Source organism: Nocardioides scoriae, from assembly GCF_900104965.1.
GTDB classification, from domain to species: domain Bacteria; phylum Actinomycetota; class Actinomycetes; order Propionibacteriales; family Nocardioidaceae; genus Marmoricola; species Marmoricola scoriae.
This window is the reverse complement of record NZ_LT629757.1, coordinates 1013054-1035962: the sequence shown is the minus strand read 5'-3', so window position 1 is coordinate 1035962 and position 22909 is coordinate 1013054. Positions and strand designations below refer to the sequence as shown.

Genomic DNA, 22909 nt, shown 5'->3' with positions numbered 1-22909 from the left:
AGGTCAGCCCGGCAGGGGCACCCCGAGCAGGCCGGCGGGCTCCCGGGCCCGCTCGACCGCGACGTCCAGGACGTCGGGGCGGGCGGCGTACCAGCCGAGGTGGGTGCGGCGGACCTCCTCGGTGGTGACGGCGGCGCCGTCGACGGTCCAGTCCGACCGGGCGGGCGCGGACAGCTGCAGGGCCGCCACGACGGCCGGCTCGAGCGGCGCGACCACCGAGGTCAGCAGCGGGCGGTCCACCCCGGGGCCCAGGGCGGCCAGGCCCAGCGCCGCGCGGACCCGCGCCGCCAGCGGTTCGAGCAGCCGGTTGCCGGGGTGGTTGACGGTGCGCATCTCCTCCCCGCTGGGCCGGGCCAGCAGGTCGCTGACGACCACCGTGCCGGCGCGCCCCTCCCGGCGGGCGAGCTCCGCACGCGAGGTCCGGGCGACCTCGCGCAGCCCGTCGGCCGACGGCGGCACCGGCTCGGGGCGGGGACGGCCGGACCGGGCCCACGCGGCCTCGGCGAGGACCCGCAGGTCGTGGTAGGCCACGACCGGCGGCTCGGGGTCGGGCAGCCCCGGCGGGTGGACGACCAGCTGCCAGGGGTGCAGGCCGGCCCACCTCACCAGGGGGACGCGGGCGACCCGCGCCGAGGGGGGGAGCAGGGCCACGAGCTGGTCGCTGCCGAGGGGGAGTCCCCGGTAGTCGTCGGCCACGGGCGGCACCACGAGCAGCTCGCTGGCCCGCACCCAGGCGTGCAGCACCGCGACCTCCTCGGGCCGCAGGTCGTGCAGGGCCGGCACCCGGACCGTGCGCACGTCCTCGCCCCGGAGCAGCAGCCGCAACGACTCGGCCTGGCAGTTGCCGACCGCCAGGAGCAGCGGCCGGTCCCCGGCACCGGTCGTGGGCCCGGCGAGGAAGTGGCGGTAGTGGTGCCCCTCGGCGGCCGGGCGCGGGCTCACGCCTGCGCGGGCGAGGGGTCGGCCGCCGGGCCGGGGGGCAGGGCCGTGGCGGCGGCCGGGGCCTCGGCGAGGCCACGGTGGTGCTGGGCGACGACGTCGGTGGCCAGCTGGGCGAGCTTGACGTTCATCTCCTGCGAGAGGCGCGCGAGCACGTCGAAGGCCTCGTCGTCGGTGAGTCCCTGCGAGGACATCAGCAGGCCGACGGCCTTGCCGATGATGCGGTTGCTGTCGAGCCCGCGGCGCAGGGTGTCGCGCTCCTGGCCGTTGCGCACGGCCTGCAGCGCCACGCTCACGAAGGCCGCGATCACGGCTGCCTGGGCCATCGAGTCCTCGGTGAGGGCACGCGGGTCGCGGCTGAAGATGTTGAGCGCTCCCACCGCCTCGTCGTCCACCCGGACCCGGAAGCCGGCCACGCCCCGCACGGGCGTCTCCTCGACCAGCCGCTCGGCCAGCGCTGGCCACCTGCTGGCGGAGGCGGCGCGCAGGTCGGGGCAGAAGTGGTGCTCCGGCTCGTCGTCGCGCAGCACGTCGAGGCAGGGGCCCTCGCCGATCGCGAGCTCGAGGCGGTCGCTGTGGGCGGCGGTCTCGTCCGAGGAGCCGGCGGTGTACGCCGCCCCCTCGCCCGACGCGCCACCGCGTCGGCGCAGCATGAGCGAGGCGTGGTCGCAGCCGTCGACGATCCGGACCGTCTGGCGGCACACGTCGTCGTAGACCTCCTGCGGCGAGTCGGCGCGGAAGACCACGCGCGACAGGTCCTCGAAGGACTGCAGCAGGGCGGGGGGATAGCTGGGCGTCACACGTCTTCCTCGGAGCAGTGCCGGACTGTGGGGCCCGACCATGGTCCCACGTGGGCCATGGGGGTGACGCGGGTCTCCGGCCCGACGGGACTCCTGCGGTGGGACGGGCGTCTCAACCGTGGGGCATCGGGCACGAGGTCAGTGTGCACCGACCGCACGCACAGGTGTACGGCACACATCAGGTCGCAGGCGTGAAGCAGTCCGCGTCTGCGACCTGTTGCCCCGCTCAGCCGTGCCAGGCGTCGGCCAGCAGCTCGTAGGAGCGCACCCGGGCGGCGTGGTCGTGGGTGATCGTGGTGATCGCCAGCTCGTCGGCGCCCGTCGCCTCCTGCAGCTGCTCCAGGCGCGCCACCACCGTGTCGGGCGAGCCGACCACCTGGGTCGCGACCCGGTCGCGCACCAGCGCCCGCTCCTCGTCGGTCCAGGCGTGGCGGCGGGCCTCCTCGGGCGTGGGGAACGCGATCGCCCCCTGCCCGCTGCGGATGCTGTGCACCCACAGCCCGAACCCGGTCGCCAGCTCGGCGGCGGCGGCGTCGTCCTCGGCCACCACGACGTCCGCCGAGACGCTCACGTGGGGCCGGTCGAGCCCGGGCGAGGGCCGGAACGCGCTGCGGTACGCCGCCACCGCGTCCAGCACCGCGCTCGGCGCCACGTGGTAGTTGGCGCCGAAGCGCAGCCCCCGGGCGCCGGCCACCTCGGCGCTGCGACCAGGGCTGCTGCCCAGGACCCAGGGCTGGACCGCCGACCCCGCCCCGGGCACGGGCCGGGCCTCGACGCCGTCGTCCGAGACGAGGCCGTCGCCCAGCAGGGCGAGCAGGTCGTGGACCCAGTCGCCGTAGTCGGGCGTCCGGGCCTCCGGCTGCTGCAGCAGGGCCGCCTGGAGCGCGAAGCGCGGCGAGGAGAGCAACGCCGCCGACGAGAACGGCGCCGGCAGCAGCAGCCCGTTGGGCGCCCGGCGGTCGCCGTGCTCGTCCGGTGGGCCTGCCGCGGACCCGGCGTCGGTCGGGGTGCCGTCCGGCCGCGGGGAGCTCGGCTGTCCGGTCGAGCGGGTCCCCTGGCCGGGTGGCAGGTGCCGCCCTCCGGAGCGGCCGAGGCCGAGGTCGATGCGACCGGGGTACGCCGCGTCCAGCAGGCCGAACTCCTCCACGACCGACAGCGCCGTGCGGTGCCCCGTCAGCACCGCGGCCGAGCCCAGCCGGATCCGCGTCGTGACCGTCCCGAGCAGGGCCAGCACCACCGCCGGCGCGGTGCCGGCGACGCCGGGGTTGAGGTGGTGCTCGGCGACCCAGTAGCGGGCGTACCCGAGCGCCTCGGCGCGGCGGGCCAGATCGGTGCTGCGGCGCAGCGCCTCCGGGGCGTCGGACCCCGAGACCACCGGCACCAGGTCGAGCACGGTGAGCGGGACGCGGGTGGGGCCGCTGGTGGCGGGGCCGCTGGTGGCGGGGCCGGTCACGGGGCCTCCTCGGGGACGGGCGCGTCGATGCCGAGGTGGTCGCGCAGCGTCGTGCCGGTGTACTCGGTGCGGAAGACGCCGCGTCCCTGCAGCAGCGGGACCACGGTGTCGGCGAACTCGTCCAGGCCGCCCGGGGTCAGGTGGGGCACCAGCACGAAGCCGTCGCTGACGTCGTCCTGCACGTAGCGGTCGATGGTGGCGGCGACGGTCGCGGCGGAGCCGACGAAGGTCTGGCGCCCGGTCACCTCGACCACCAGCTCGCGGATGGACAGGCCGCGCTCGGCGGCCAGGGTGCGCCACTGGGACGCGGTGGCGGCCGGGTCGGCGTACATCCTGGTCTGGGCGCGACCGAGCGAGACGGTGTTCTCCCCCGGGACGGGGTCGACCTCGGGCAGCGGGCCGTCGGGGTCGTACGCCGAGAGGTCGCGGTTCCAGACCTGCTCGAGGTGGGCGATCGCGGTCGCCCCGCTCACCTGCTGCAGCCGCACGTGCCGGGCCCGCACCCGGGCGTCGGCGTCGGTGTCGCCGAGCACGAAGGTGGCGGCGGGCAGCACCACCAGCTGGTGCGGCTGGCGGCCGTGGGCGGCGAGGCGGCGCTTGACGTCGGCGTGGAAGGCCCGGCCCGCGTCGTACGTCGCGTGGCGGGTGAAGATGGCGTCGGCCGTGGCCGCCGCGAACTCCCGGCCCTCCTCGGAGTCGCCGGCCTGGAGGATCACCGGCCGGCCCTGCGGGCTGCGCGGCGTGGTGAAGGTGCCGCTGATGTCGAAGTGCTGGTCGCGGTGGGCGAACGCGCCGGCGCGGCCCTCGCCCAGGAAGCGGCCCGAGGCCCGGTCGGCGACCACGACGCCGTCGTCCCAGGAGTCGAACAGCTCCCAGGCGGTGCGCAGGAACTGCTCGGCGCGGGTGTAGCGGTCCTCCCGCGGCAGGAAGCCGCCGCGCCGGAAGTTCTCTCCGGTGAAGGCGTCCCAGGAGGTGACGACGTTCCAGGCCGCGCGGCCCTCCGAGAGGTGGTCGAGGGTGGCGAACTGGCGCGCCACCTCGTAGGGCTCGTTGAAGGTCGAGCTGATGGTGCCGGCCAGACCCAGCCGCTCGGTCACGCCGGCGAGCGCGGCCAGCACCGTGAAGGTGTCGGGCCGTCCGACGACGTCGAGGTCGTGGATCCGGCCGCCCTGCTCGCGCAGCCGCAGGCCCTCGGCGAGGAAGAAGAAGTCCAGCTTGGCGCGCTCGGCCGTGCGCGCGAGGTGGACGAACGACGCGAAGTCGATGTGGCTGCCGGCCGCGGGGTCGCTCCACACGGTGGTGTTGTTGACCCCGGGGAAGTGCGCGGCCAGGTGGACCTGCTTGAGGGGCCGGCTCACGCGGGGGCTCCGGCGGCGTACCGGTTGGTCGGGCGGGGCAGGCCGAGGCGGCCGCGCAGCGTCGGGGCGTCGTACGCCGTCCGGAACGCGCCGCGGCGCTGCAGCTCGGGCACCAGCCCGCGGGTGACGGCGACCAGGTCGTGGGGCAGCGCCGCCGGGCGCAGCCGGAACCCGGTGAGGCCGGCCTGCTGCCGCTCGAGCAGCAGGTCGGCGAGGTCGGCGGGCGTGCCGACGAAGGTCTCGGCGTCGGAGTCCTCCGGCCCGCCGACGAGGTCGTCGAGGTGGGCGGCGCGGTCGCGGGCCCGGGCAGCGTCGTGGTCGAGGTGCACCACGAGCTCGCCGAACAGGTGCAGCGGCGCCTGCTCCCGGCCGGCTGCGTGCTGCTCCTCGCGCAGGTCGGAGACGACGGCGCGGGTGGCGTCGGTGCCGTGCGGGGCCAGCAGCACGACGTCGGCGTGCCGGGCGGCGAAGCGGTGCGCCCCCGCCGTGTGCGACAGGGCGACGACCACGGGCTGGCCCTGGGGCGGTCGGGGCGTGATGGACGGACCGCGCACGCTGAACCAGCGGCCCTCGAAGTCGACGTGGTGGAGCTTGTCGCGGTCGACGAAGCGCCCCGTGGCGGCGTCGCGGATCTCCGCGTCGTCCTCCCAGCTGTCCCACAGCTGCCGCACCACCTCCACGACCTCGCCCGCCTCCTCGACCAGGTCCTCGACGGCGGCCACGGGTCGCCGTCCGACGTGGTCGGCCTCGGCCCGGGTCGCCGAGACCCGCGGGCGCCAGCCGGCGCGACCGGTGCTGACGTGGTCGAGGGTGGCGATCGCCTTGGAGAGGTGGAAGGGCTCGGTGTGGGTGACGGTGGCGGTCGGGACCAGCCCGAGGTGGTGCGTGAGCGGGGCGACGCGGGCGGCGAGCAGGACGGCGTCGAGCCGGCCCTGCACCCGGCCTCCCGCGGGCCCGCCAGGGCGGGTGTCGCTCTGGGGCGCCAGGGCGTCCTCGAAGGTGACCAGGTCGAGGAGCCCGCGCTCGGCCTCCTGCGCGAGGTCGGTCCAGTAGCCGGCGCTCAGCAGCTCGGTCGGCCGGGCCTCCGGGAGCCGCCAGGCGGCGGAGTGCCAGCCGGCGCCGTCGAGGGCGACCGCGAGGTGCAGCGGGGTCACGTGGTCTCCCGTCCTGGAGGGGCCTGGCCCGGGCGGCCGGCTCCTGATCCACTGTATTCCTACTGGGATAGGCGACTGGGCCGGTCCGAGCCGTGGGCCGGTACGGTCCGACGTACACCCCCAGGAGGACGCATGCCGGCTGACCGCCACCTGCCCAGCGAGGAGGCCGCCGACCTCGTGCGGCTGGTCCGCCAGGTCGCCCAGGACGACCTGCGCGACCGGTCGGTCGAGGCCGAGGCGACCGAGACCTTCCCCCGCGACGTGTTCGCGAGCCTGGGGGAGATGGGCCTGCTGGGCCTGCCCTACCCCGAGGAGGTGGGCGGCGGCGGGCTCTCCTACGAGGTCTACCTGCAGGTGCTCGAGGAGATCTCGAGCGTCTGGGCCAGCGTCGGGGTGGGCGTCAGCGTCCACGGCCTGGCCTGCTTCGGCCTCGCGACCCGCGGCACCCCCGAGCAGCTGGCCTGGCTGCCCGAGATGCTCGGCGGCACCCAGCTCGGCGCCTACTGCCTGTCCGAGGCCCACGCCGGCTCCGACCCCGCGGCGATGCGCACGCGCGCCAGGCGCGAGGGCGACGACTACGTCATCGACGGCGCCAAGGCCTGGACCACCCACGGCGGCCACGCCGACTTCTACAAGGTGATGGCCCGCACCTCCGACGACCGCAACGGCATCTCCTGCTTCCTCGTGCCGGCCGACGCCGAGGGCCTGTCGGCCGACCCGCCCGAGCACAAGATGGGCCTCACCGGCTCGGCGACCGCCACGATGCGCTTCGACGGCGTCCGGGTCCCGGTCGAGCGCCGCCTCGGCGAGGAGGGCGACGGCCTGCGGATCGCCCTGGCGGGCCTCGACTCCGGACGCCTCGGCATCGCCGCCGTCGCCGTGGGCCTGGCCCAGGGCGCGCTGGACCGCGCGGTGGCCTACGCCCGCGAGCGCGAGACCTTCGGGTCGGCGATCATCGACCACCAGGGCCTGGCCTTCGTGCTGGCCGACATGGAGGCCGCCGTGCAGAGCGCCCGCCAGACCACCCTGCACGCCGCCCGCCTGCGCGACCTCGGCCGACCCTTCGGCCGCGAGGCCTCGATCGCCAAGCTGGTCGCCACCGACAACGCCATGAAGGTCACCACCGACGCCGTCCAGGTCCTCGGCGGCGCCGGCTACACCAAGGACTTCCCCGTCGAGCGCTACATGCGCGAGGCCAAGGTGATGCAGATCTTCGAGGGCACCAACCAGATCCAGCGGATGGTCGTCAGCCGCTCCCTGAAGAAGGACGACTCGGGCGCCATCACCCACGCCTGACCCCTCCGCCGAGCGGGCGATTGCACCACGCCGGGGTACGTCGAGCGGGCGATCGTCGTACGCCGCGGGACGCCGAGCGGGCGATCGTCGTACGCCGTGGGACACCGAGCGGGCGGATGTCGTACGCCGCAGCACGGTCAGGTCGCGTCCAGGCGGGATCGCCCAGGCTGCCACCCATGACGACGACCACCCCAGCGCCCAGCCGCCGCCAGATGCTCAACAAGGTCCCGGAAGTCACGGTCTTCTTCTGGGTCATCAAGATCCTGTGCACGACCGTCGGCGAGAGCTTCGCCGACTACGTCAACGAGACCCTGGGCTTCGGCCTGACCAACACGACCGTGCTGTTCACGGTCGCGCTGGTGGCGGTGCTCGTGGCGCAGTTCCGCAGCCGCCGCTACGTCCCAGGCATCTACTGGCTGGCGGTCGTGCTGATCAGCGTCGTCGGCACCCTGCTGACCGACAACCTCACCGACGCGCACGGCGTGCCCCTGTGGATCAGCTCGACGGGCTTCGCCGTGCTGCTCGCGGTGGTCTTCGGCGCGTGGTACGCCCGCGAGCGCACCCTGTCGATCCACTCGATCACCACGACGCCCCGCGAGGGCTGGTACTGGCTGGTCGTCCTGGTGACCTTCGCCCTCGGCACGGCCGTCGGCGACTGGACCCTCGAGCTGACCGGCTGGTCGCCGGGTGCCTCGATCCTGCTGCCCGCCGGCCTGATCGCCCTGGTGCTCGTCGCGTGGCGCGCGGGCCTGGGCCCTGTGCTGTCCTTCTGGCTGGCCTACGTCCTCACCCGGCCGCTCGGCGCCAACATCGGCGACTTCCTCGCCAGCCCGCACGCCGACGGCGGCCTCGGGCTCGGCACGCTGGTGACCAGCGTGGTCTTCCTCGCGACCATCCTGGCCACGGTGGTGTTCCTCAGCATCACGAAGGTCGACCGGACCTCACCCGTGCGCGAGGTGTGAGGGCGCCGCCGAGCGGGCGGCGATCGCCCGCTCGGCGGCGTGGGGCGTGCTGGGACCGCCCGCTCGGCGGGCCGGGGCGTGCTGGGATCGCCCGCTCGGCGGGCTACTCGACGCCGGGGACGATCCGCAGGTCGCGGACGGCGCCGCCGTCGAGGGCGGCCAGGGCCTCCTGGTAGGCCGGGCTGTCGTGGGCCTCGCGGGCGACCTCGACCGAGGGGAACTCCACCAGCACCGAGCGGGTCTCGCGGCCGGCCTCGTAGACCTGGGCGGGCATGCCGCGGGCGATGAAGCGACCGCCGGCGGCCGTGATGGCCGGACCGGCCAGCTCGGCGTACGCCGCCAGCTTGGCCTCGTCGGTGATCTCCTGGTAGATGCTGATCCAGTAGGCAGTCATGCCGCCATCCTGCCGCAGCCGCGTCGGGAGCCGCACGGGGGACGGGAGCGCCGGTGACCGCAGCCAGACCCGGGTGGCTCCACCTCGGGCCGCGGCGCCCCGACGACCGCCGGGCCGCCGCCCAGGCGACCGTCGCGGTGGCCGGGTCGCTGCTCGTGGTGCTGGCCCTGGGCCGCACCGACTGGACGTCGTACGCCGCGTTCGGGGCGTTCGCGGCCCTCTACGGCCGCAACCAGCCGACTGGTCGGCGCCTGCGGCGCCAGCTCCTTGGCGCGGCGCTGCTCACGACGTGCGTGACGGCCGGCGCGGCCGCCGGGACGCTCGCCGACCGGGAGTGGTGGCTGGTGCTCGGCTGCGGGGTGGTCGCGGCCCTCGGCAGCGCGATCGTGGTGCTCGAGGAGTGGCGTCCGCCCGGCCCGCTGTTCCTGGTCTTCGCCTTCGGGGCGGTCGCCAGCGTGGCGCGCGAGCCCGACCAGGTGCCGGTGGCGCTGGCGGTGGCCGCGGCCAGCGCGGCGTACGCCGTGGTGGTGGGCCTGCTCAGCGGGCTGGTCGTGCCGCAGGGACCGCAGCCACCTCGGCCCGCCGCCCCGCCGGGCACCCGGGCGCAGGCCGGGGCACCCACCCCGTCCGCGGTCCCGCGCGGCACGACGCTCTACCCGGCCCTGGCCGCCGTCTCGGTGGTGCTCTCGGGAGCGGTCTCGACGGGGCTCGGCATCGGCCACCCCTACTGGTCGATGGTGGCCGCCGTCGCCGTCGTCACCGGCCGCGACCGCCGCCACCGCTGGGAGCGGGCCGCCCACCGCATCGCCGGGACGCTGCTGGGGCTGGTGGTGGCGGCGGCCCTGCTGCTGGTGGTGACCGACGACGTCGCCGTCGTGGTGGTGGTCGGGGTGCTCCAGCTGCTGACCGAGCTCGTGGTGACGCGCCACTACGCCCTGGCGCTGCTGGCCATCACCCCGCTGGCGCTGCTGATGGGCCAGCTGGCCGCGCCGCGCCCCGTCGGCCCGCTGCTGCTCGACCGCGGCGTGGAGACCGTCGTCGGCTCCCTGCTCGGCCTCGCGGTGGCGCTGCTCGGCGCGGCGCTGGTGGCGCGGGCCGGCCCGCTCAGCCGGCGTACAGCGCCGGACGCTCCCCGGGGTCGATGACCTCGCGGCTGCCCGTCGACAGCGACGCCACGCCGGCCTCGGCGGCGACGTTGGCCAGGTAGCCGTCCCAGGCGCTCGGCCCGTCGACCCCGCCGCGGGCGGCGGCCTCGGCCCAGGCCGAGAGCTCGACCCGGTAGGCCTCGAGGAAGTGCGCCACGAAGTCCTGGCCGAGCGCGGTGCCCTCGCGACCGGCAGCCCGCAGGCTGACCGGGGCGACCGGCGACAGCGCGGCCGTGCCGCGGGTGCCGACGACCTCGCAGCGCACGTCGTAGCCGTACGCCGCGTTGGCGAAGATGTCGACGGTCACCATGACGCCGCTGCGGGTCCACAGCGTCGCCAGCTGCGGGTCGCGGAACCCCTCGGCCACCGGGGACTCGACGCGGATGCCGACCAGCGGGTCGTCGAGCAGCCACGGGACGATGTCGAGCTCGTGGACCATCGACCCGGTCACCAGCGTCGCGTCGTCGGTGCTGGTCGAGTTGGTCGCGTTGCGGTGCACGGCGTGCACCAGGCGCACCTCGCCCAGCGTCCCGTCGGCGACGTGGCGCCGCAGCGCCAGGAAGCCGGGGTCGAAGCGGCGCATGAAGCCGACCTGCACCAGCTGCCGTCCACCCGCGACCTCCGCCTCGACCACCCGCAGGGCGTCCTTGGCCGTCACGGCCAGCGGCTTCTCGCACAGGACCGGCTTGCCGGCGTCGATGCAGGCCACGGCCAGGTCGGCGTGGGTGAAGTCGGGGGAGGCGACCACGACGGCGTCGACCTCGCCCGAGGCCACCAGGGCCTCGGCCGAGTCGGTCGCCACCGCACCCACGGCCCCCGCGACCTCGCCGGCCCGGGCGACGTCGCGGTCGTAGACGGCCGTCACCCGGGCTGCGGGCACGCTCTCGGACAGGGTCCGCACGTGGGAGGCGCCCATCGCGCCGGCGCCGATGACCCCGACGCGCAGGACCCCCGACACCGGCCCGCTCGCTGGTCCGCTCACTGGCCCGCTCACTGGGCGGTCGGGAAGTTGAGCTGCGCCAGCGACTCCTCGGCCACGTGGGGCCAGCGGGTGGTGACGACCTTGGCCTGGGTGTAGAAGCGCACGCCCTCGGGACCGTGGATGTGGTGGTCGCCGAACAGCGAGTCCTTCCAGCCGCCGAAGGAGTGGAACGCCATCGGGACGGGCACCGGCACGTTGATGCCGATCATGCCGACGGTGACCTTGCGCTGGAAGGTGCGGGCGACCTCCCCGGAGGAGGTGAACACCGCGGTTCCGTTGCCGTAGGGGTTGGCGTTGATCAGCTCGATCGCCGCCTCCAGGGTCGGCACGCGCAGCACGGTCAGGACCGGACCGAAGATCTCGTCGGTGTAGACCGACATGTCGGTGGTGACCTGGTCGAGCAGCGTGGGGCCGACGAAGAAGCCCTCCTCGTGGCCCTCGACGGTGACCTCACGGCCGTCCACGACGACCTTGGCGCCGGCGTCCTCGCCCTGGCCGACGTAGTCGACGATCCGGTCGCGCGAGGCGCGGGTGACCACGGGGCCCATGTCGACGCCCTCACCGGTGCCGGGGCCCACGGTGAGGTCGACGCTGCGCTCGCGGATCTTGTCGACCAGGGTGTCGGCGGCGGGGCCGACGGCCACGACGGCCGAGATCGCCATGCAGCGCTGCCCGGCGGAGCCGTAGCCCGCGGCCACGATGTGGTCGGCGGCGAAGTCGAGGTCGGCGTCGGGCATCACGACGGCGTGGTTCTTGGCGCCACCGAGGGCCTGCACGCGCTTGCCGGTGCGGCTGGCGCCCTCGTGGACGTAGCGCGCGATCGGCGTGGAGCCCACGAAGGACACCGCGGCGACGTCGGGGTGCTCGAGGATCCGGTCGACCGCGACCTTGTCGCCGTGCACGACGTTGAACACGCCGTCGGGCAGGCCGGCCTGCTGGTAGAGCCGCGCCACCAGGTCGGAGGCGCCGGGCACGCGCTCGGACGGCTTGAGCACGAAGGTGTTGCCGCACGCGATCGCGACCGGGTGCATCCACAGCGGGACCATGATCGGGAAGTTGAACGGCGTGATGCCGGCGACGACGCCGAGCGGCTGGCGGAACGAGTGGGAGTCGATGCCGCCGGAGACCTGGTCGTTGTACTCGCCCTTGAGCAGCTGCGCGATGCCGCACGCGAACTCCACGACCTCGCGGCCGCGGACCACCTCGCCCCTGGCGTCGTCGAGGGTCTTGCCGTGCTCGGCCGAGATCAGCTGCGCCAGCTCGTCCTCGTGCTGCACCAGCAGCTCGCGGAAGGCGAACATCACCCGCGAGCGGGCGACCACGGAGCTCTCGCTCCAGGTGGTGAAGGCCTCGGCGGCGGCGGCCACGGCCAGGTCGACGTCGCCGGCGGTCGCCAGGCGCACCTGCCTCGCGGCCGAGCCGAGCGCCGGGTCGTAGACGTCGCCCGTGCGGTCGCTCTCGCCGGGGGTCGCCGCCCCGTTGATCCAGTGGTCGTAGGTGTGGCTCATCGCTGCTCGTCCTTCGTGGTGGTGCCCCGGGGGGAGGCGGGTGAGAGGTGGGTGCGCTGCTCGCGCTTGTGTCCGTCGTACGCCGCGCGGGCCGTCCGGGTCGATTCCAGCACGGACACCTCCGCGACCGGCACGTCCCACCAGGCGGGGCTCGACGGAGCCGGGACCAGCGGATCGGTCTCGACGTGGATCACGGTCGTGCGCGTCGACTCCTTGGCCTTGCGGACCGCCGACTCGAGGTCCTCCAGTCCGTGGGCGACCAGCACGTCGGCGCCGAGGCTGGCGGCGTTGGCGGCCAGGTCGACCGGGAGCCGCGAGCCGTCGAGACCGGTGGCGGTGCGGGCGCGGTAGCGGGTGCCGAAGCGCTGAGAGCCGAGCGACTCCGAGAGCGCGCCGATCGAGGCGAAGCCGTGGTTCTGCACGAGCACCACGATCACCTTGAGGCCCTCGGCGACCGCGGTGACGATCTCGCTGCTCATCATCAGCCACGAGCCGTCGCCGACCATGACCACGACGTCGCGGTCCTCGGCGCCGTGGAGGTCGGCCTCGTCGAGGGCGGCCAGCTTGACCCCGAGGCCGCCGGCGACCTCGTAGCCCATGCAGGAGAAGCCGTACTCGACGTGGTAGCCCTTGCGGTCACGGGTGCGCCACAGCTTGTGCAGGTCGCCCGGCATCGACCCGGCGGCGCACACGACCACGTCGCGCGGGTCGCTCACCCGGTTGACGACGCCCAGCACCTGCGACTGCACCATCAGGCCCTCGGCGGGCGTGCCGGCCGTGTCGGTGTAGGCCTGCTCCACGGTGGCGTCCCAGGCGCGCGCCAGCGTCGTGGCCCGCTCGGTGTGGGCGGTCGGAGCGGTCCAGCCGGCCAGCGCGTCGCGCAGCGCCGCGAGCCCCTCGCGGGCGTCGGCCACCAGCGAGACGGCGCCGTGCTTGTGGGCGTCGAAGGCGCTGACGTTGAGGTTGACGAAGCGCACGTCCGGGTGGGCGAAGACGGTCCGCGAGGCGGTGGTGAAGTCGCTCCAGCGCGTGCCGACGCCGATCACCAGGTCGGCCTCGGCGGCGAGACCATCCGCAGCCGTGGTGCCGGTGGCTCCGACGGCACCGACGGACTGCGGATGGTCGTAGGGGAGCGAGCCCTTGCCCGCCTGGGTCTCGGCCACGGGGATGCCCGTGGCCTCGGCCAGCTCGCGCAGCACCACGTCGGCGCCGCTGTAGATGACGCCGCCGCCGGCGACCAGCAGCGGCCGCTCGGCCTGCCGGACCAGCTCGACCGCGCGGTCGAGCACCGAGCGCTCGGGCAGCGGCCGGGCGACGTGCCACACCCGCGTCTCGAACAGCTCGACCGGCCAGTCGTGGGCCTGGGCCTGCACGTCCTGCGGCAGCGCGATGGTCACCGCGCCGGTCTGGGCCGGGTCGGTCAGCACCCGGGTCGCGTTGAGCAGGGCGGAGGGCAGCTGCTCGGGGCGGTCGACCCGGTCGAAGTACGCCGAGACGGGTCGGAAGGCGTCGTTGACGGACACGTCGCCGGCGTACGACGTCTCGAGCTCCTGCAGGACCGGCTGCGCCACCCGGGTGGCGAAGGTGTCGCCGGGCAGCAGCAGCACGGGGAGCCGGTTGATCGTGGCCAGCGCGGCGCCGGTGACCATGTTGGTCGCACCGGGGCCGACCGAGGCGGTGACGGCCATGGTGGCGAGCCGGTCGCGGTGACGGGCGTAGGCGACGGCCGCGTGCACCATGGCCTGCTCGTTGCGGCCCTGGAAGTAGCGCAGCGCCGCGGGGTCGTCGGACTGCTCGCGCTCGAGCAGCGCCTGGCCGACGCCGGCGACGTTGCCGTGGCCGAAGATGCCCCAGCAGCCGGCGTAGAAGGGCTGCACGTCGCCGTCGCGCTCGACGTGCTGCACCTCGAGGAAGCGCACCAGCGCCTGGGCGACGGTCAACCGGACGGTGGGGGTCGTGCTCATCGGTCTCCTCCTGGGGTGGCGCCCGGGAACGGGAGCCGCGGGTCGACGTCCTGGTCGGGCCAGGTGCCGCGGACCCAGGCGTGGGCGGGGTCGTCGCAGATCTGCCACGAGCGCTCGGGCCCGGGACCGGCCATCACGTTGAGGTAGTACAGGTCGTAGCCGGGGGTGGCCACCGAGGGGCCGTGCCAGCCGTGGGGGATGAGGACGACGTCGCCGGTGCGGACCTCGGCGGTGACGTCGATCTCGGCGTGCTCGTGGCCGTAGACGCGCTGCAGCCCGAAGCCGGGCCCGGACGGGCCGTCGGCCACCTCGAAGTAGTAGATCTCCTCCAGGCGGGTCTCGCCGTCGCGCTCCTCGTCGTGCTTGTGCGGCGGCCACGACGACCAGTTGCCGCCCGGGGTGAGGACCTCGCAGGCGATGATCCGGTCGGCCTCGAGCACGCCCGGGACCCCGAAGTTGTTGACCTGGCGGCTGGCCCGTCCGGCGCCGCGCAGCTCGACGGGCACGTCGCTCCGGGGCAGGTACGCCGCCGGCAGCCGCGTCTCGCACACGGCGGAGCACAGCGCGAGCCGGGCGCCCGCGCGGCTGGAGAGCACCACCTCCGCGTCACGGGGCGCGTAGACCGCGTCGCTCGGGCCGTCGAAGACGTCGCGACGCCCCTCCAGCTCGTACGCCGCCCCGTCGACCACCACGCCGGCCGCGCCGCCGAGCGAGAGCACCACGACCTCGCTGCCGCCGGTCGCCACGGTCTCGGACTGCCCGGGGGCGAGCTCGAGGACCCGCAGCCCGCTGTGGGTCCAGCCTGCGGAGGCGGGCGTCACCTCCAGGGCGAAGGGCCCGGCGGCCGCCTCGCCACGTCGGACCACGGGACCGAGGACCTCGCTCACATCAGCTCCACGCAGGCGTCGACGGCCCGCTCGACGTCGCCGTCGGGCGGGAAGAGCAGCGAGCGGCCCACGACCATGCCGCGCACGACCGGGCTGGCGAGGGCGGCCCGCCAGGAGGCCCGCTGGGCCTCGGCGTCGTCGGCGACCTCGCCGCCGAGCAGCAGCACCGGCAGCGCCGAGGCGGCCAGCACCGGCTCCATGTCGGCGACCACGGGCAGCTTGAGCCAGGTGTGGGCCGAGGTGGTGCCCAGGCCGGCGGCGACGCCGACCGAGCGGACCACGGCCTCGGCCGAGAGGTCGTTGCGGACCCGGCCGGACTCGTCGCGGCCCGAGATGAAGGGCTCGACCATGGCCATCACGCGCTCGCCGGCCAGCTCGGACACCGCGCCGGCGCAGGCCTCGAGGGTGCGCACGGTGGTGGGGTCCTCGGGGTCGATGCGCAGCAGCATCTTGCCGCCCTGGAGACCGGCGGCGGCGATGGTGGCGGCGTCGTAGCCGGTGAACCGGTCGTCCATCTCGAAGCAGGTGCCGGCGAGGCCGCCGCGGTTCATCGACCCGATGACCACCTTGTCCTCGAGAGCGCCGAGCAGCAGCAGGTCCTCGACGACGTCGGGGGTGCCGAGGAAGCCGTCGACCCCCGGTCGGGCCAGCGCCCGGACCAGCCGGTCGAGCAGCTGCGCCCGGTCGCCCATGGCCAGCGGGTCGGGGCCGGCGCGCAGGGCGCCGCGGGCGGGGTGGTCGGCGGCGATGAGCATCAGCCGGCCGGTGCGGCCGACGAGGCCCTCGGGGGCCCGGCGGGCGGCGTACAGCTCGGCGACGCGCTCGGGGTGCGCGACGCGGGTGGCCACGAGGCGGGCGACGTCGTCGGGTCCGACGCGCGGCCCGCTCGTGGCGGGCGCCGGGGACAGGGTGGTCATCGGGTGCTCTTCTCGTGCTCGCGCAGGTAGGTGCCCAGCTCGTCGACCGACGGCATCGCGTCGGCACAGGCCAGCTGGCCCGCGACGAAGGACCCGGCGGCGTTGGCCCAGGTGAGCATGGTCCGCAGGTCGCTGCCCTCGAGCAGGCCGTGGACCAGCGCGCCGCCGAAGGCGTCGCCGGCGCCGAGGCCGTTGACCACCTCGACCGGCACGGGCGGCACCACGACGTGGTCCTCGGTGCCGTCGGGTCGGCGACGGCTGCCCAGCACGCCGAGGGGTCCCTGCTTCACGACGGCCAGGCTGACGCCGGCGTCGTGCAGCGCCTTCGCCGCGGCGGCGGGCTCGGACTCGCCGACGGCCACCCGGCACTCCTCGAGGTTGCCGACGGCCACGCTCACGTGGGGCAGCGCGGCCTCGACCTGGGCGGTGGCCTCGGCCTCGGACCCCCAGAACATCGGCCGGTAGTCGAGGTCGAGGACCGTGGTCCGGTCGGACCCGCGGGCCTCGAGCGCGGCCAGGTGGGCCTCGCGGCTGGGCGACTCCGACAGGCCGGTGACGGTCACCCAGAAGACCTCGGCCGCCCGGATGGCGTCGTAGTCGAGGTCGTCGGGCGAGATCTCCAGGTCGGGGGCCTTCGGGCGCCGGTAGAAGTAGAGCGGGAAGTCGTCGGGCGGGAAGATCTCGCAGAACACGACGGGCGTCTGCAGCCCCGGCACGGCCGAGACCCACCGGTCGTCGACGCCGAAGCCGGCGAGCGCCTGGTGCACGAAGCGGCCGAAGGGGTCCTCGCCGACCCGCGTGATGGTCGCGGCCCGGTGGCCCAGGCGGGAGGCGGCGACCGAGACGTTGGTCGAGCTGCCGCCCAGGAACTTGCCGAAGGTCGTCACGTCCTCGAGCCGCACGCCCACCTGGGTCGGGTAGACGTCGACGCTGACCCGCCCCATCGTGATGACGTCGAAGGGCGCGCTCACGCGTCCGCCCCCGCGCCGGTGCGACGGGCCTCGAGGCGGTCGAGCACGAACGCCAGGCAGCGGCGCACGTCGGCGACGGGGCCCTCGCCCCCGGGCTCGCCGTCGAGCAGCATCAGGTCCTGCTCGAGGACGTACCAGCCGTCGTACCCCGCGTCCTCGAGGGCGTCGATCATCGCGGTCACGTCGACCGAGCCCTCGCCCAGCCGGGTCCACATCCCGCCGGCGACGGCGTCGGAGAAGGAGACCTCGCCGGCCACCACGCGGGCTGCCCGGGCGGCGTCGACGTCCTTGAGGTGGACGTGGCGCACGCGGTCGGTGTGGGCGAGCGTGATCGCGACCGGGTCGGCGCCGGCGGCGACGAGGTGGCCGGTGTCGACGCACAGGCCGATGCTGGAGCCGTCGAGCACGCGCTGCACGTCGTCGGCGCCCTCGACCATGGTGCCCATGTGGGGGTGGACGACGGCCAGCACGCCGCGCTCGGAGGCCCGCTCGGCGATCCGGTCGAGGTTGTCGAGCAGGGTCTTCCACTGCACGTCGTCGAGCTCGGGACGGACGTCGTACCCGTCGGTGCCGGTGGTGGCGGCCAGCACCACGACGCCGGCGTCCGCGGCCAGGCAGCCGTCGACGAAGGCGTCGACCTCGGGCATCGGGTCGTGGGAGGCGTCGTGGAGCAGCACCGGCAGGAAGCCGCCGACGGCACGCAGCCCGCGCTCGCGCAGGAAGGCGGCCTTGGCCGCGGGCGCGTCGGGCAGGAACCCGTCGGGGCCGAACTCGGTGGCGGTCAGGCCGAGGTCGCGCATCTCGCCGAGGACCCGGTCGGCGGGCAGCTGGTGGCCCCAGCCGGGGACCTCGCACACGCCCCACGAGATCGGGGCGCCGGCGATCCGGTCGAGGGGGGACGTGGTCTGCTCGGACATGCTGCGGCCTCTCGGATCGGTCGAGTTTGTCGTGACAAACTCGGGGACCCGGGAAGTCTCCACCGCGCGCGGGCAGGGTGTCAACTATTTGTCCTGACATACTGACAAGCGAGGCGCTCCGCCGGTAGGCTCCGGTCATGACCTCCGGCCCGCCCATCACCCTGGACCGCGGGAGCCCGGTGCCGCTCTACTTCCAGGTCGCCGAGCAGCTCGAGCGTGCCATCGCCTCGGGCGAGATCGCACCCGGGGACAAGATCGACAACGAGGTGTCCCTGGCGCGCGACCTCGGGCTCTCCCGCCCGACCATGCGCCAGGCCATCCAGCTGCTGGTCGACAAGGGCCTGCTGGTGCGCAAGCGCGGGGTCGGCACCCAGGTGGTGCAGGGACGCGTGCGCCGCTCGCTGGAGCTGACCTCGCTCCACGACGACCTCACCGGGGCCGGCCAGCAGCCCCGCACCGACCTCCTCGAGCTGACGCAGGCCCCCGCCGACGAGGAGGTCGCCTCCGAGCTGCAGGTCGACCCCGGGGCGCCGGTGTGGAGCCTGGAGCGGCTGCGGTGGATCGGCGAGGAGCCGCTCGCCCTGATGCGCAACTACCTGCCGCTCGACGTGGTCGACCTCGGGGCCCACGACCTGGCCGACGACGGCCTCTACGCGCTGCTGCGGCGCTCGGGGATCCTGATGCGGGTGGCCAAGCAGCGGATCGGTGCCCGCCGGGCGGGCGCCCGCGAGGCCACGCTGCTCCACGAGAAGCGCAGCTCGCCGCTGCTGACGATGCAGCGCACGGCGTACGACGACGCCGGCCGCGCCGTCGAGTTCGGCCGCCACGTCTACCGCCCCGACCTCTACGCCTTCGAGCTCACCCTGGTCGACCGCTAGGGTCCGCGGCCGGCGGGCGGTCACACCTCTCCCGGTGGAGACGAGTTCGGGCTACCGTGTCGGCACGCCGATCGCTCGGGAGGGGGCCCCGATGTCGCTGGGCCTGGCTCACGTCCGTGGGCTGCGCGTCCTGATCGCGGTCGTGGCCGCGATCGGAGCGGTGTACGCCGTGTCCACCGTGCCCGGGGTGCGGTCGCGCCCGGGGTTCCGGGTGGAGGTCGACGGCTTCCTGCAGGGGGCCGGCTACGCCCTGATGAGCGCCGCGCTGGTGTGGCGGGCCGCGACCGTGCGCGAGGGCCGCTGGCTGTGGGGCCTGGTCGCGGCCGCGGTGACCGCACGGACGCTGGGGTTCGTCGTCTTCTGGACCTTCGTGCGCACCGCGGTCCCGCAGCCCTACCCCTCGGCGGCCGACGCCCTGTTTGTCGGCTCCGCGCTGCTGTTCCTGGCCGCGCTCGTGGTGCGCGGGGCCCGGCGCCGACGGGCCCTGCCGCGGCTGCTGCTGCTCGACGGGGCCGTCGCGGCGCTCGGGGTGGGCGGGGTCACGGTCGCGGTGGTGGACATGGCGGTCCGGCCGCTCGGGGCGCCGGGGACGCCGCCCCACGCGGTCGCGGTCAACCTGGCCTACCCGGTGCTCGACGTGGCGATGCTGGCCGTGGTCGCGGCCATGGTCGCCGCCGGTCTCCGCGCCCGGCCCGCCGACCTGCTGCTCCTGGCCGGCGTGGTGCTCTCGGCCGTCGTCGACGTGACCTACCTCGTGATGCTGGCCGCGGGCGTGTGGCGACCCGGCAACCCGGTGGGCGCACTGCTCTACCTGGCGACCGCGCTGGTCGTGCTGGCGGCGTGGACCGTGCCCGAACCGGCAGCGGGGCCGGCGGAGCCGGAGCGCTCCGCCGTCACGCGGTCGATCACCGCCCCGGGCCTGGCCTGGACCGCGGTCCTCGCCACGGTGTGCCTGGTCGGCCTGGTGGTGCTCACCCCCTTCGACCACCCCTCCGCGCCGGGGGTCGCGCTGCTCGGCCTCGGCATCGTGGTGGCCATGGTCCGCACCCTGCAGACGCTGCGCGACGGCCAGCGCGAGAGCGACGACCAGGTCAGCTTCAGCGCCGAGGAGCGGGAGCGGTTCGTGGCCCTGGTCGAGGCCTCGGACGACTTCATCGCCATCGCGGACCTGGACGGCCGCCTGCTCTACCTCAACCCCGCCGGGCGCACCATGACCGGCCTGGGGTCCGACGACGACGTGCGCCGGCTCGACCACCGGTCCTTCCGCCCCGACCACGTGCTCGCGGGCGGGGGCCCGGCCGCGATGGAGCAGCTGCGCGCCGTCGGTCACCAGGAGTGGTCGACCTGGCTGCGCCACCAGGACGGGGGCGACGACGTCCCGGTGCTCAGCCACAGCTTCGTGATGCGCAGCCCGGTGACGGGGGAGCCCCTCGCCCTCGGCAGCATCCAGCGCGACGTCACCGACCTCACCCAGGCCCGCGAGGACCTGCGGCGGCTCGCCGAGACGCGACAGGTGCTGCTGACCCGCCTGGTGGAGGCGCAGGAGGACGAGCGCAGCCGGATCGCCGCCGACGTCCACGACGACTCGGTGCAGGCGCTGGCGGCGGTGCAGCTGCGGCTGTCCCTGCTCGAGCGGCAGCTGGGCGACTCCCTCGACGATGCCCAGCGCCGTGACCTGGGGCGGATGCACGAGTCGCTCGCCGGGGCCACCGCCCGGCTGCGTCACCTGCTCTTCGACCTCGAGTCGCCGGCCCGGCGCACCGACCTGGTGACCGCGCTGCGGGAGGCCGCGGCGTACGTCCTGGACGGGACGGGCATCGCCTGGAGCGTCGTCGGCGACCCCGACAGCGGGCTGTCCGACGGCGCGCGGGTCACGGCGTACCGCGTCGCCAAGGAGGCCCTGGTCAACACCCGCCGCCACTCCGGGGCGGCGTCGGTGGCCGTCGAGGTCGCCCGCGAGGACCACGGGGTGCGGGTGAGCGTGCTCGACGACGGCCGGGGCCTGCGGGCCGCCGACCTGGAGCGGCGACCGGGCCACCTGGGGCTGGCCAGCATGCACGACCGGGCCGTCGTGGCGGGGGGTCGTCTCGACGTCGGTCCCGGTCCCCACGGCGGCACCCTGCTGGAGGTGTGGCTCCCGACCGTCCCCGCCGAGGCGCGTGTGGCAGATTGAGCCTCGTGTCCCTGCGCATCGGTTACAAGGCCTCGGCCGAGCAGTTCGCCCCCCGCCAGCTGGTCGAGCTGGCCGTCCGGGCCGAGGAGGTGGGGCTCGACAGCGTCATGGTGAGCGACCACTTCCAGCCGTGGCGCCACGTCGACGGCCACGCGCCGTACGCCATGTCGCTGCTGGCGGCCATGGGGGAGCGCACGGAGCGGATCGTGATGGGCACCTCGGTGCTCACCCCGACGTTCCGCTACAACCCGGCGGTGCTGGCGCAGGCGTTCGGCACCCTCGGCTCGCTCTACCCCGACCGCGTGATCCTCGGAGTCGGCACCGGCGAGGCGCTCAACGAGGTGTCGGTCGCGCGCTTCGAGTGGCCGGAGTTCAAGGAGCGGTTCGGGCGGCTGCGCGAGTCGGTGCGGCTGATGCGGGCGCTGTGGGCCGGCGAGCGGGTCACCTTCGAGGGCGACTACTACGCCACCGACGAGGCGACCGTCTACGACCGTCCCGAGGGCGGGGTCCCGATCTACGTCGCCGCCGGCGGCCCGGTGGTGGCGAAGTACGCCGGCCGCGCCGGCGACGGCTTCATCTGCACCAGCGGCAAGGGCATGGACCTCTACACCGACAAGCTGCTGCCCGCCGTGGCCGCGGGCGCGGAGGCGGGGGACCGGGACCCGGCCGCGATCGAGCGCACCATCGAGATCAAGCTCTCCTACGCCCGGACCCGCGAGGACGCGCTGGAGAACTGCCGGTTCTGGGCCCCGCTGTCGCTGACCGCCGAGCAGAAGCACGGCCTCGACGACCCGGTCGAGATGGCCCGCGCCGCCGACGAGCTGCCGATCGAGCAGGTCGCCCAGCGCTGGATCGTCGAGACCGACCCCGACGGCGTCGTCGACGCCGTGCAGCCCTACCTCGACGCCGGCTTCGACCACCTCGTCTTCCACGCCCCCGGCCACGACCAGGACACCTTCCTGAGCGACTTCGGCCGCGACGTGCTCCCGCGGCTCCGCGCCCTGGCCTGAGCACGCCCCGAGGGGGCGTTCGCAGCACGCCGAGGACCGCCGAGCGGGCGTTTCCAGCACGCCCAGGAGCGCCGAGCGGTCGATCGCAGCACGCGCGGGGACGCCGAGCGGGCGATCGCAGCACGCGCGGGGACGCCGAGCGGGCGTTCGGAGCACCTCAGGCGACGCCCAGCGGGCAGTTGCGGCACGACCGGACGGGGTACGAGGCGTGCGACCGCAGCCCCACCGAGAGGAACCCCCATGTCCCCCAGCTCCACCCCGTCCGTGACCCTGCTCGGCACCGGCACGATGGGCGCCGGCATGGCCCGCAACCTGGCCGCGGCGGGGCTGCCGCTGACCGTGTGGAACCGCAGCGCCGAGAAGGCGCAGCCGCTGGCCGACGTCGCGACGGTGGCGGGGTCGGTCGCCGAGGCGGTCGAGGGCGCCGACGTCGTCCTCACCATGCTGTACGACGCCGACAGCGTCGCCGAGACCATGGAGCAGGCGCGCGGCCACCTCGGTGCCGACACGGTGTGGGTCCAGCAGAGCACCGTCGGCGTGGCCGGCTCGGACCGCCTCGTCGCGCTGGCCGAGGACCTCGGCGTGACGCTCGTCGACGCCCCCGTGCTCGGCACCAAGAAGCCGGCCGAGGACGGTGCGCTCGTCGTGCTGGCCTCCGGTCCGGAGTCCGCGCGCGCCGTGGTCGGGCCCGTCTTCGAGGCCATCGGCGGTCGCACCATCTGGGTCGGCGACCAGCCCGGTGGCGGCAGCCGGCTCAAGCTCGCCGCCAACGCCTGGGTGGTCACCGTGCTGGAGGGCGTCGCCGACTCGCTGACGCTCACCCGCGAGCTCGGCCTGGACCCCGCGCTGTTCCTCGAGGCGGTCTCGGGCGGCGCGATGGACGCGCCGTACGTCCAGCTCAAGGGCAAGGCGATGCTCGCCGGCAGCTACGAGCCGTCGTTCGCGCTGTCGGGCGCGCTCAAGGACGTCGAGCTGATCCTGGCCGCCGCCGGCTCGGCCGGGGTCGATCTCGGCGCCATGCCCGGCATCCGCGACCACCTCGCCCGCGCCGTCGACGCGGGCCACGGCGACGAGGACATGGCGGCGACGTACGCCGCGCACTGACCGCCCGCTCGACGCTCCGCGGCGTGCTGCGATCGCCCGCTCGGCGGCGCCTGGCGTGCTGCGATCGCCCGCTCGACGCTCCCTGGCGGGCTGCGAT

Annotated in this window: 20 protein-coding genes; 7 read left to right on the top strand and 13 right to left on the bottom strand. The window is 75.1% G+C overall.

Annotation, left to right across the window (positions count from 1 at the left end; translation table 11 throughout):
* Nucleotides 1-3 precede the first annotated feature (3 nt).
* The 5 genes from BLU55_RS05005 to BLU55_RS04985 all read right to left on the bottom strand — a co-directional run bounded on the left by BLU55_RS05005 (nucleotide 4) and on the right by BLU55_RS04985 (nucleotide 5704).
* Nucleotides 4-942 carry a WcbI family polysaccharide biosynthesis putative acetyltransferase gene (locus BLU55_RS05005; protein WP_091726795.1) on the bottom strand — a complete coding sequence of 313 codons (939 nt, stop codon included), beginning with the start codon at nucleotides 940-942 and terminating at the stop codon, nucleotides 4-6.
* The gene (locus BLU55_RS05000; RefSeq protein ID WP_197681099.1) at nucleotides 939-1739 is read right to left on the bottom strand and encodes a GAF and ANTAR domain-containing protein; all 801 of its coding nucleotides are present in this window, start codon (nucleotides 1737-1739) and stop codon (nucleotides 939-941) included. Before BLU55_RS05000 ends, BLU55_RS05005 begins: the two co-directional genes overlap by 4 nt.
* A gap of 226 nt (nucleotides 1740-1965) precedes the next feature.
* Entirely contained in the window at nucleotides 1966-3192 is a 1227-nt protein-coding gene (locus BLU55_RS04995) for an LLM class flavin-dependent oxidoreductase (protein ID WP_091726790.1), read from the bottom strand.
* Entirely contained in the window at nucleotides 3189-4550 is a 1362-nt protein-coding gene (locus BLU55_RS04990) for an NtaA/DmoA family FMN-dependent monooxygenase (RefSeq protein ID WP_091726786.1), read from the bottom strand. The genes BLU55_RS04995 and BLU55_RS04990 overlap by 4 nt, the downstream gene beginning before the upstream one ends.
* Nucleotides 4547-5704 carry an LLM class flavin-dependent oxidoreductase gene (locus tag BLU55_RS04985; RefSeq protein WP_091726784.1) on the bottom strand — a complete coding sequence of 386 codons (1158 nt, stop codon included), beginning with the start codon at nucleotides 5702-5704 and terminating at the stop codon, nucleotides 4547-4549. Before BLU55_RS04985 ends, BLU55_RS04990 begins: the two co-directional genes overlap by 4 nt.
* Before the next feature lie 132 nt (nucleotides 5705-5836).
* Between BLU55_RS04985 and BLU55_RS04980 the strand changes: the two genes are divergently transcribed.
* Entirely contained in the window at nucleotides 5837-7000 is a 1164-nt protein-coding gene (locus BLU55_RS04980) for an acyl-CoA dehydrogenase family protein (protein ID WP_091726782.1), read from the top strand.
* A gap of 176 nt (nucleotides 7001-7176) precedes the next feature.
* Nucleotides 7177-7962: a COG4705 family protein gene (locus BLU55_RS04975; protein ID WP_197681098.1), complete on the top strand. Its 786-nt coding sequence runs from the start codon at nucleotides 7177-7179 to the stop codon at nucleotides 7960-7962.
* A 103-nt stretch (nucleotides 7963-8065) separates the two neighbouring features.
* Here the strand turns inward: BLU55_RS04975 and BLU55_RS04970 are convergent, their stop codons facing one another.
* Complete coding sequence (locus BLU55_RS04970; RefSeq protein ID WP_091726777.1) at nucleotides 8066-8356, bottom strand: DUF1330 domain-containing protein; 291 nt, start codon at nucleotides 8354-8356, stop codon at nucleotides 8066-8068.
* A gap of 53 nt (nucleotides 8357-8409) precedes the next feature.
* Here BLU55_RS04970 and BLU55_RS04965 point away from each other — a divergent pair, with 53 nt between their 5' ends.
* Nucleotides 8410-9501 carry an FUSC family protein gene (locus BLU55_RS04965; RefSeq protein WP_091726774.1) on the top strand — a complete coding sequence of 364 codons (1092 nt, stop codon included), beginning with the start codon at nucleotides 8410-8412 and terminating at the stop codon, nucleotides 9499-9501.
* On the opposite strand, the gene BLU55_RS04960 is transcribed toward BLU55_RS04965, so the two are convergent.
* From BLU55_RS04960 to BLU55_RS04930, 7 genes are read right to left on the bottom strand one after another with little or no spacing between them, the layout of a single operon-like run.
* Complete coding sequence (locus BLU55_RS04960) at nucleotides 9461-10459, bottom strand: Gfo/Idh/MocA family oxidoreductase (RefSeq protein WP_197681097.1); 999 nt, start codon at nucleotides 10457-10459, stop codon at nucleotides 9461-9463. The two genes, BLU55_RS04965 and BLU55_RS04960, sit on opposite strands and share 41 nt — an antisense overlap.
* Nucleotides 10460-10491: 32 nt before the next feature.
* Nucleotides 10492-11991, bottom strand: a complete 1500-nt coding sequence (locus tag BLU55_RS04955; RefSeq protein WP_091726771.1) for a CoA-acylating methylmalonate-semialdehyde dehydrogenase — start codon at nucleotides 11989-11991, stop codon at nucleotides 10492-10494.
* Nucleotides 11988-13955, bottom strand: a complete 1968-nt coding sequence (gene iolD, locus BLU55_RS04950) for a 3D-(3,5/4)-trihydroxycyclohexane-1,2-dione acylhydrolase (decyclizing) (protein ID WP_091726768.1) — start codon at nucleotides 13953-13955, stop codon at nucleotides 11988-11990. Before iolD ends, BLU55_RS04955 begins: the two co-directional genes overlap by 4 nt.
* A complete protein-coding gene (gene iolB, locus BLU55_RS04945) occupies nucleotides 13952-14842 on the bottom strand; it encodes a 5-deoxy-glucuronate isomerase (RefSeq protein WP_091726765.1) in 891 nt (296 codons plus the stop codon). The genes iolD and iolB overlap by 4 nt, the downstream gene beginning before the upstream one ends.
* Entirely contained in the window at nucleotides 14839-15759 is a 921-nt protein-coding gene (locus tag BLU55_RS04940) for a Cgl0159 family (beta/alpha)8-fold protein (protein WP_197681096.1), read from the bottom strand. The genes iolB and BLU55_RS04940 overlap by 4 nt, the downstream gene beginning before the upstream one ends.
* Entirely contained in the window at nucleotides 15756-16730 is a 975-nt protein-coding gene (gene iolC, locus BLU55_RS04935; RefSeq protein ID WP_091726762.1) for a 5-dehydro-2-deoxygluconokinase, read from the bottom strand. Before iolC ends, BLU55_RS04940 begins: the two co-directional genes overlap by 4 nt.
* A complete protein-coding gene (locus tag BLU55_RS04930; RefSeq protein ID WP_091726758.1) occupies nucleotides 16727-17647 on the bottom strand; it encodes a TIM barrel protein in 921 nt (306 codons plus the stop codon). The genes iolC and BLU55_RS04930 overlap by 4 nt, the downstream gene beginning before the upstream one ends.
* Nucleotides 17648-17784: 137 nt before the next feature.
* Between BLU55_RS04930 and BLU55_RS04925 the strand changes: the two genes are divergently transcribed.
* From BLU55_RS04925 to BLU55_RS04910, 4 genes are all read left to right on the top strand, one after another.
* Nucleotides 17785-18525, top strand: a complete 741-nt coding sequence (locus BLU55_RS04925) for a GntR family transcriptional regulator (RefSeq protein ID WP_091726756.1) — start codon at nucleotides 17785-17787, stop codon at nucleotides 18523-18525.
* Nucleotides 18526-18616: 91 nt separating this feature from the next.
* On the top strand, nucleotides 18617-20698 hold the full coding sequence (locus BLU55_RS04920) for a PAS domain-containing sensor histidine kinase (RefSeq protein WP_091726753.1): 2082 nt from the start codon (nucleotides 18617-18619) through the stop codon (nucleotides 20696-20698).
* Between the two features lie 5 nt (nucleotides 20699-20703).
* The gene (gene fgd, locus BLU55_RS04915) at nucleotides 20704-21708 is read left to right on the top strand and encodes a glucose-6-phosphate dehydrogenase (coenzyme-F420) (protein ID WP_091726751.1); all 1005 of its coding nucleotides are present in this window, start codon (nucleotides 20704-20706) and stop codon (nucleotides 21706-21708) included.
* Nucleotides 21709-21948: 240 nt separating this feature from the next.
* Nucleotides 21949-22812 carry an NAD(P)-dependent oxidoreductase gene (locus tag BLU55_RS04910; protein ID WP_091726748.1) on the top strand — a complete coding sequence of 288 codons (864 nt, stop codon included), beginning with the start codon at nucleotides 21949-21951 and terminating at the stop codon, nucleotides 22810-22812.
* Nucleotides 22813-22909: the final 97 nt, after the last annotated feature.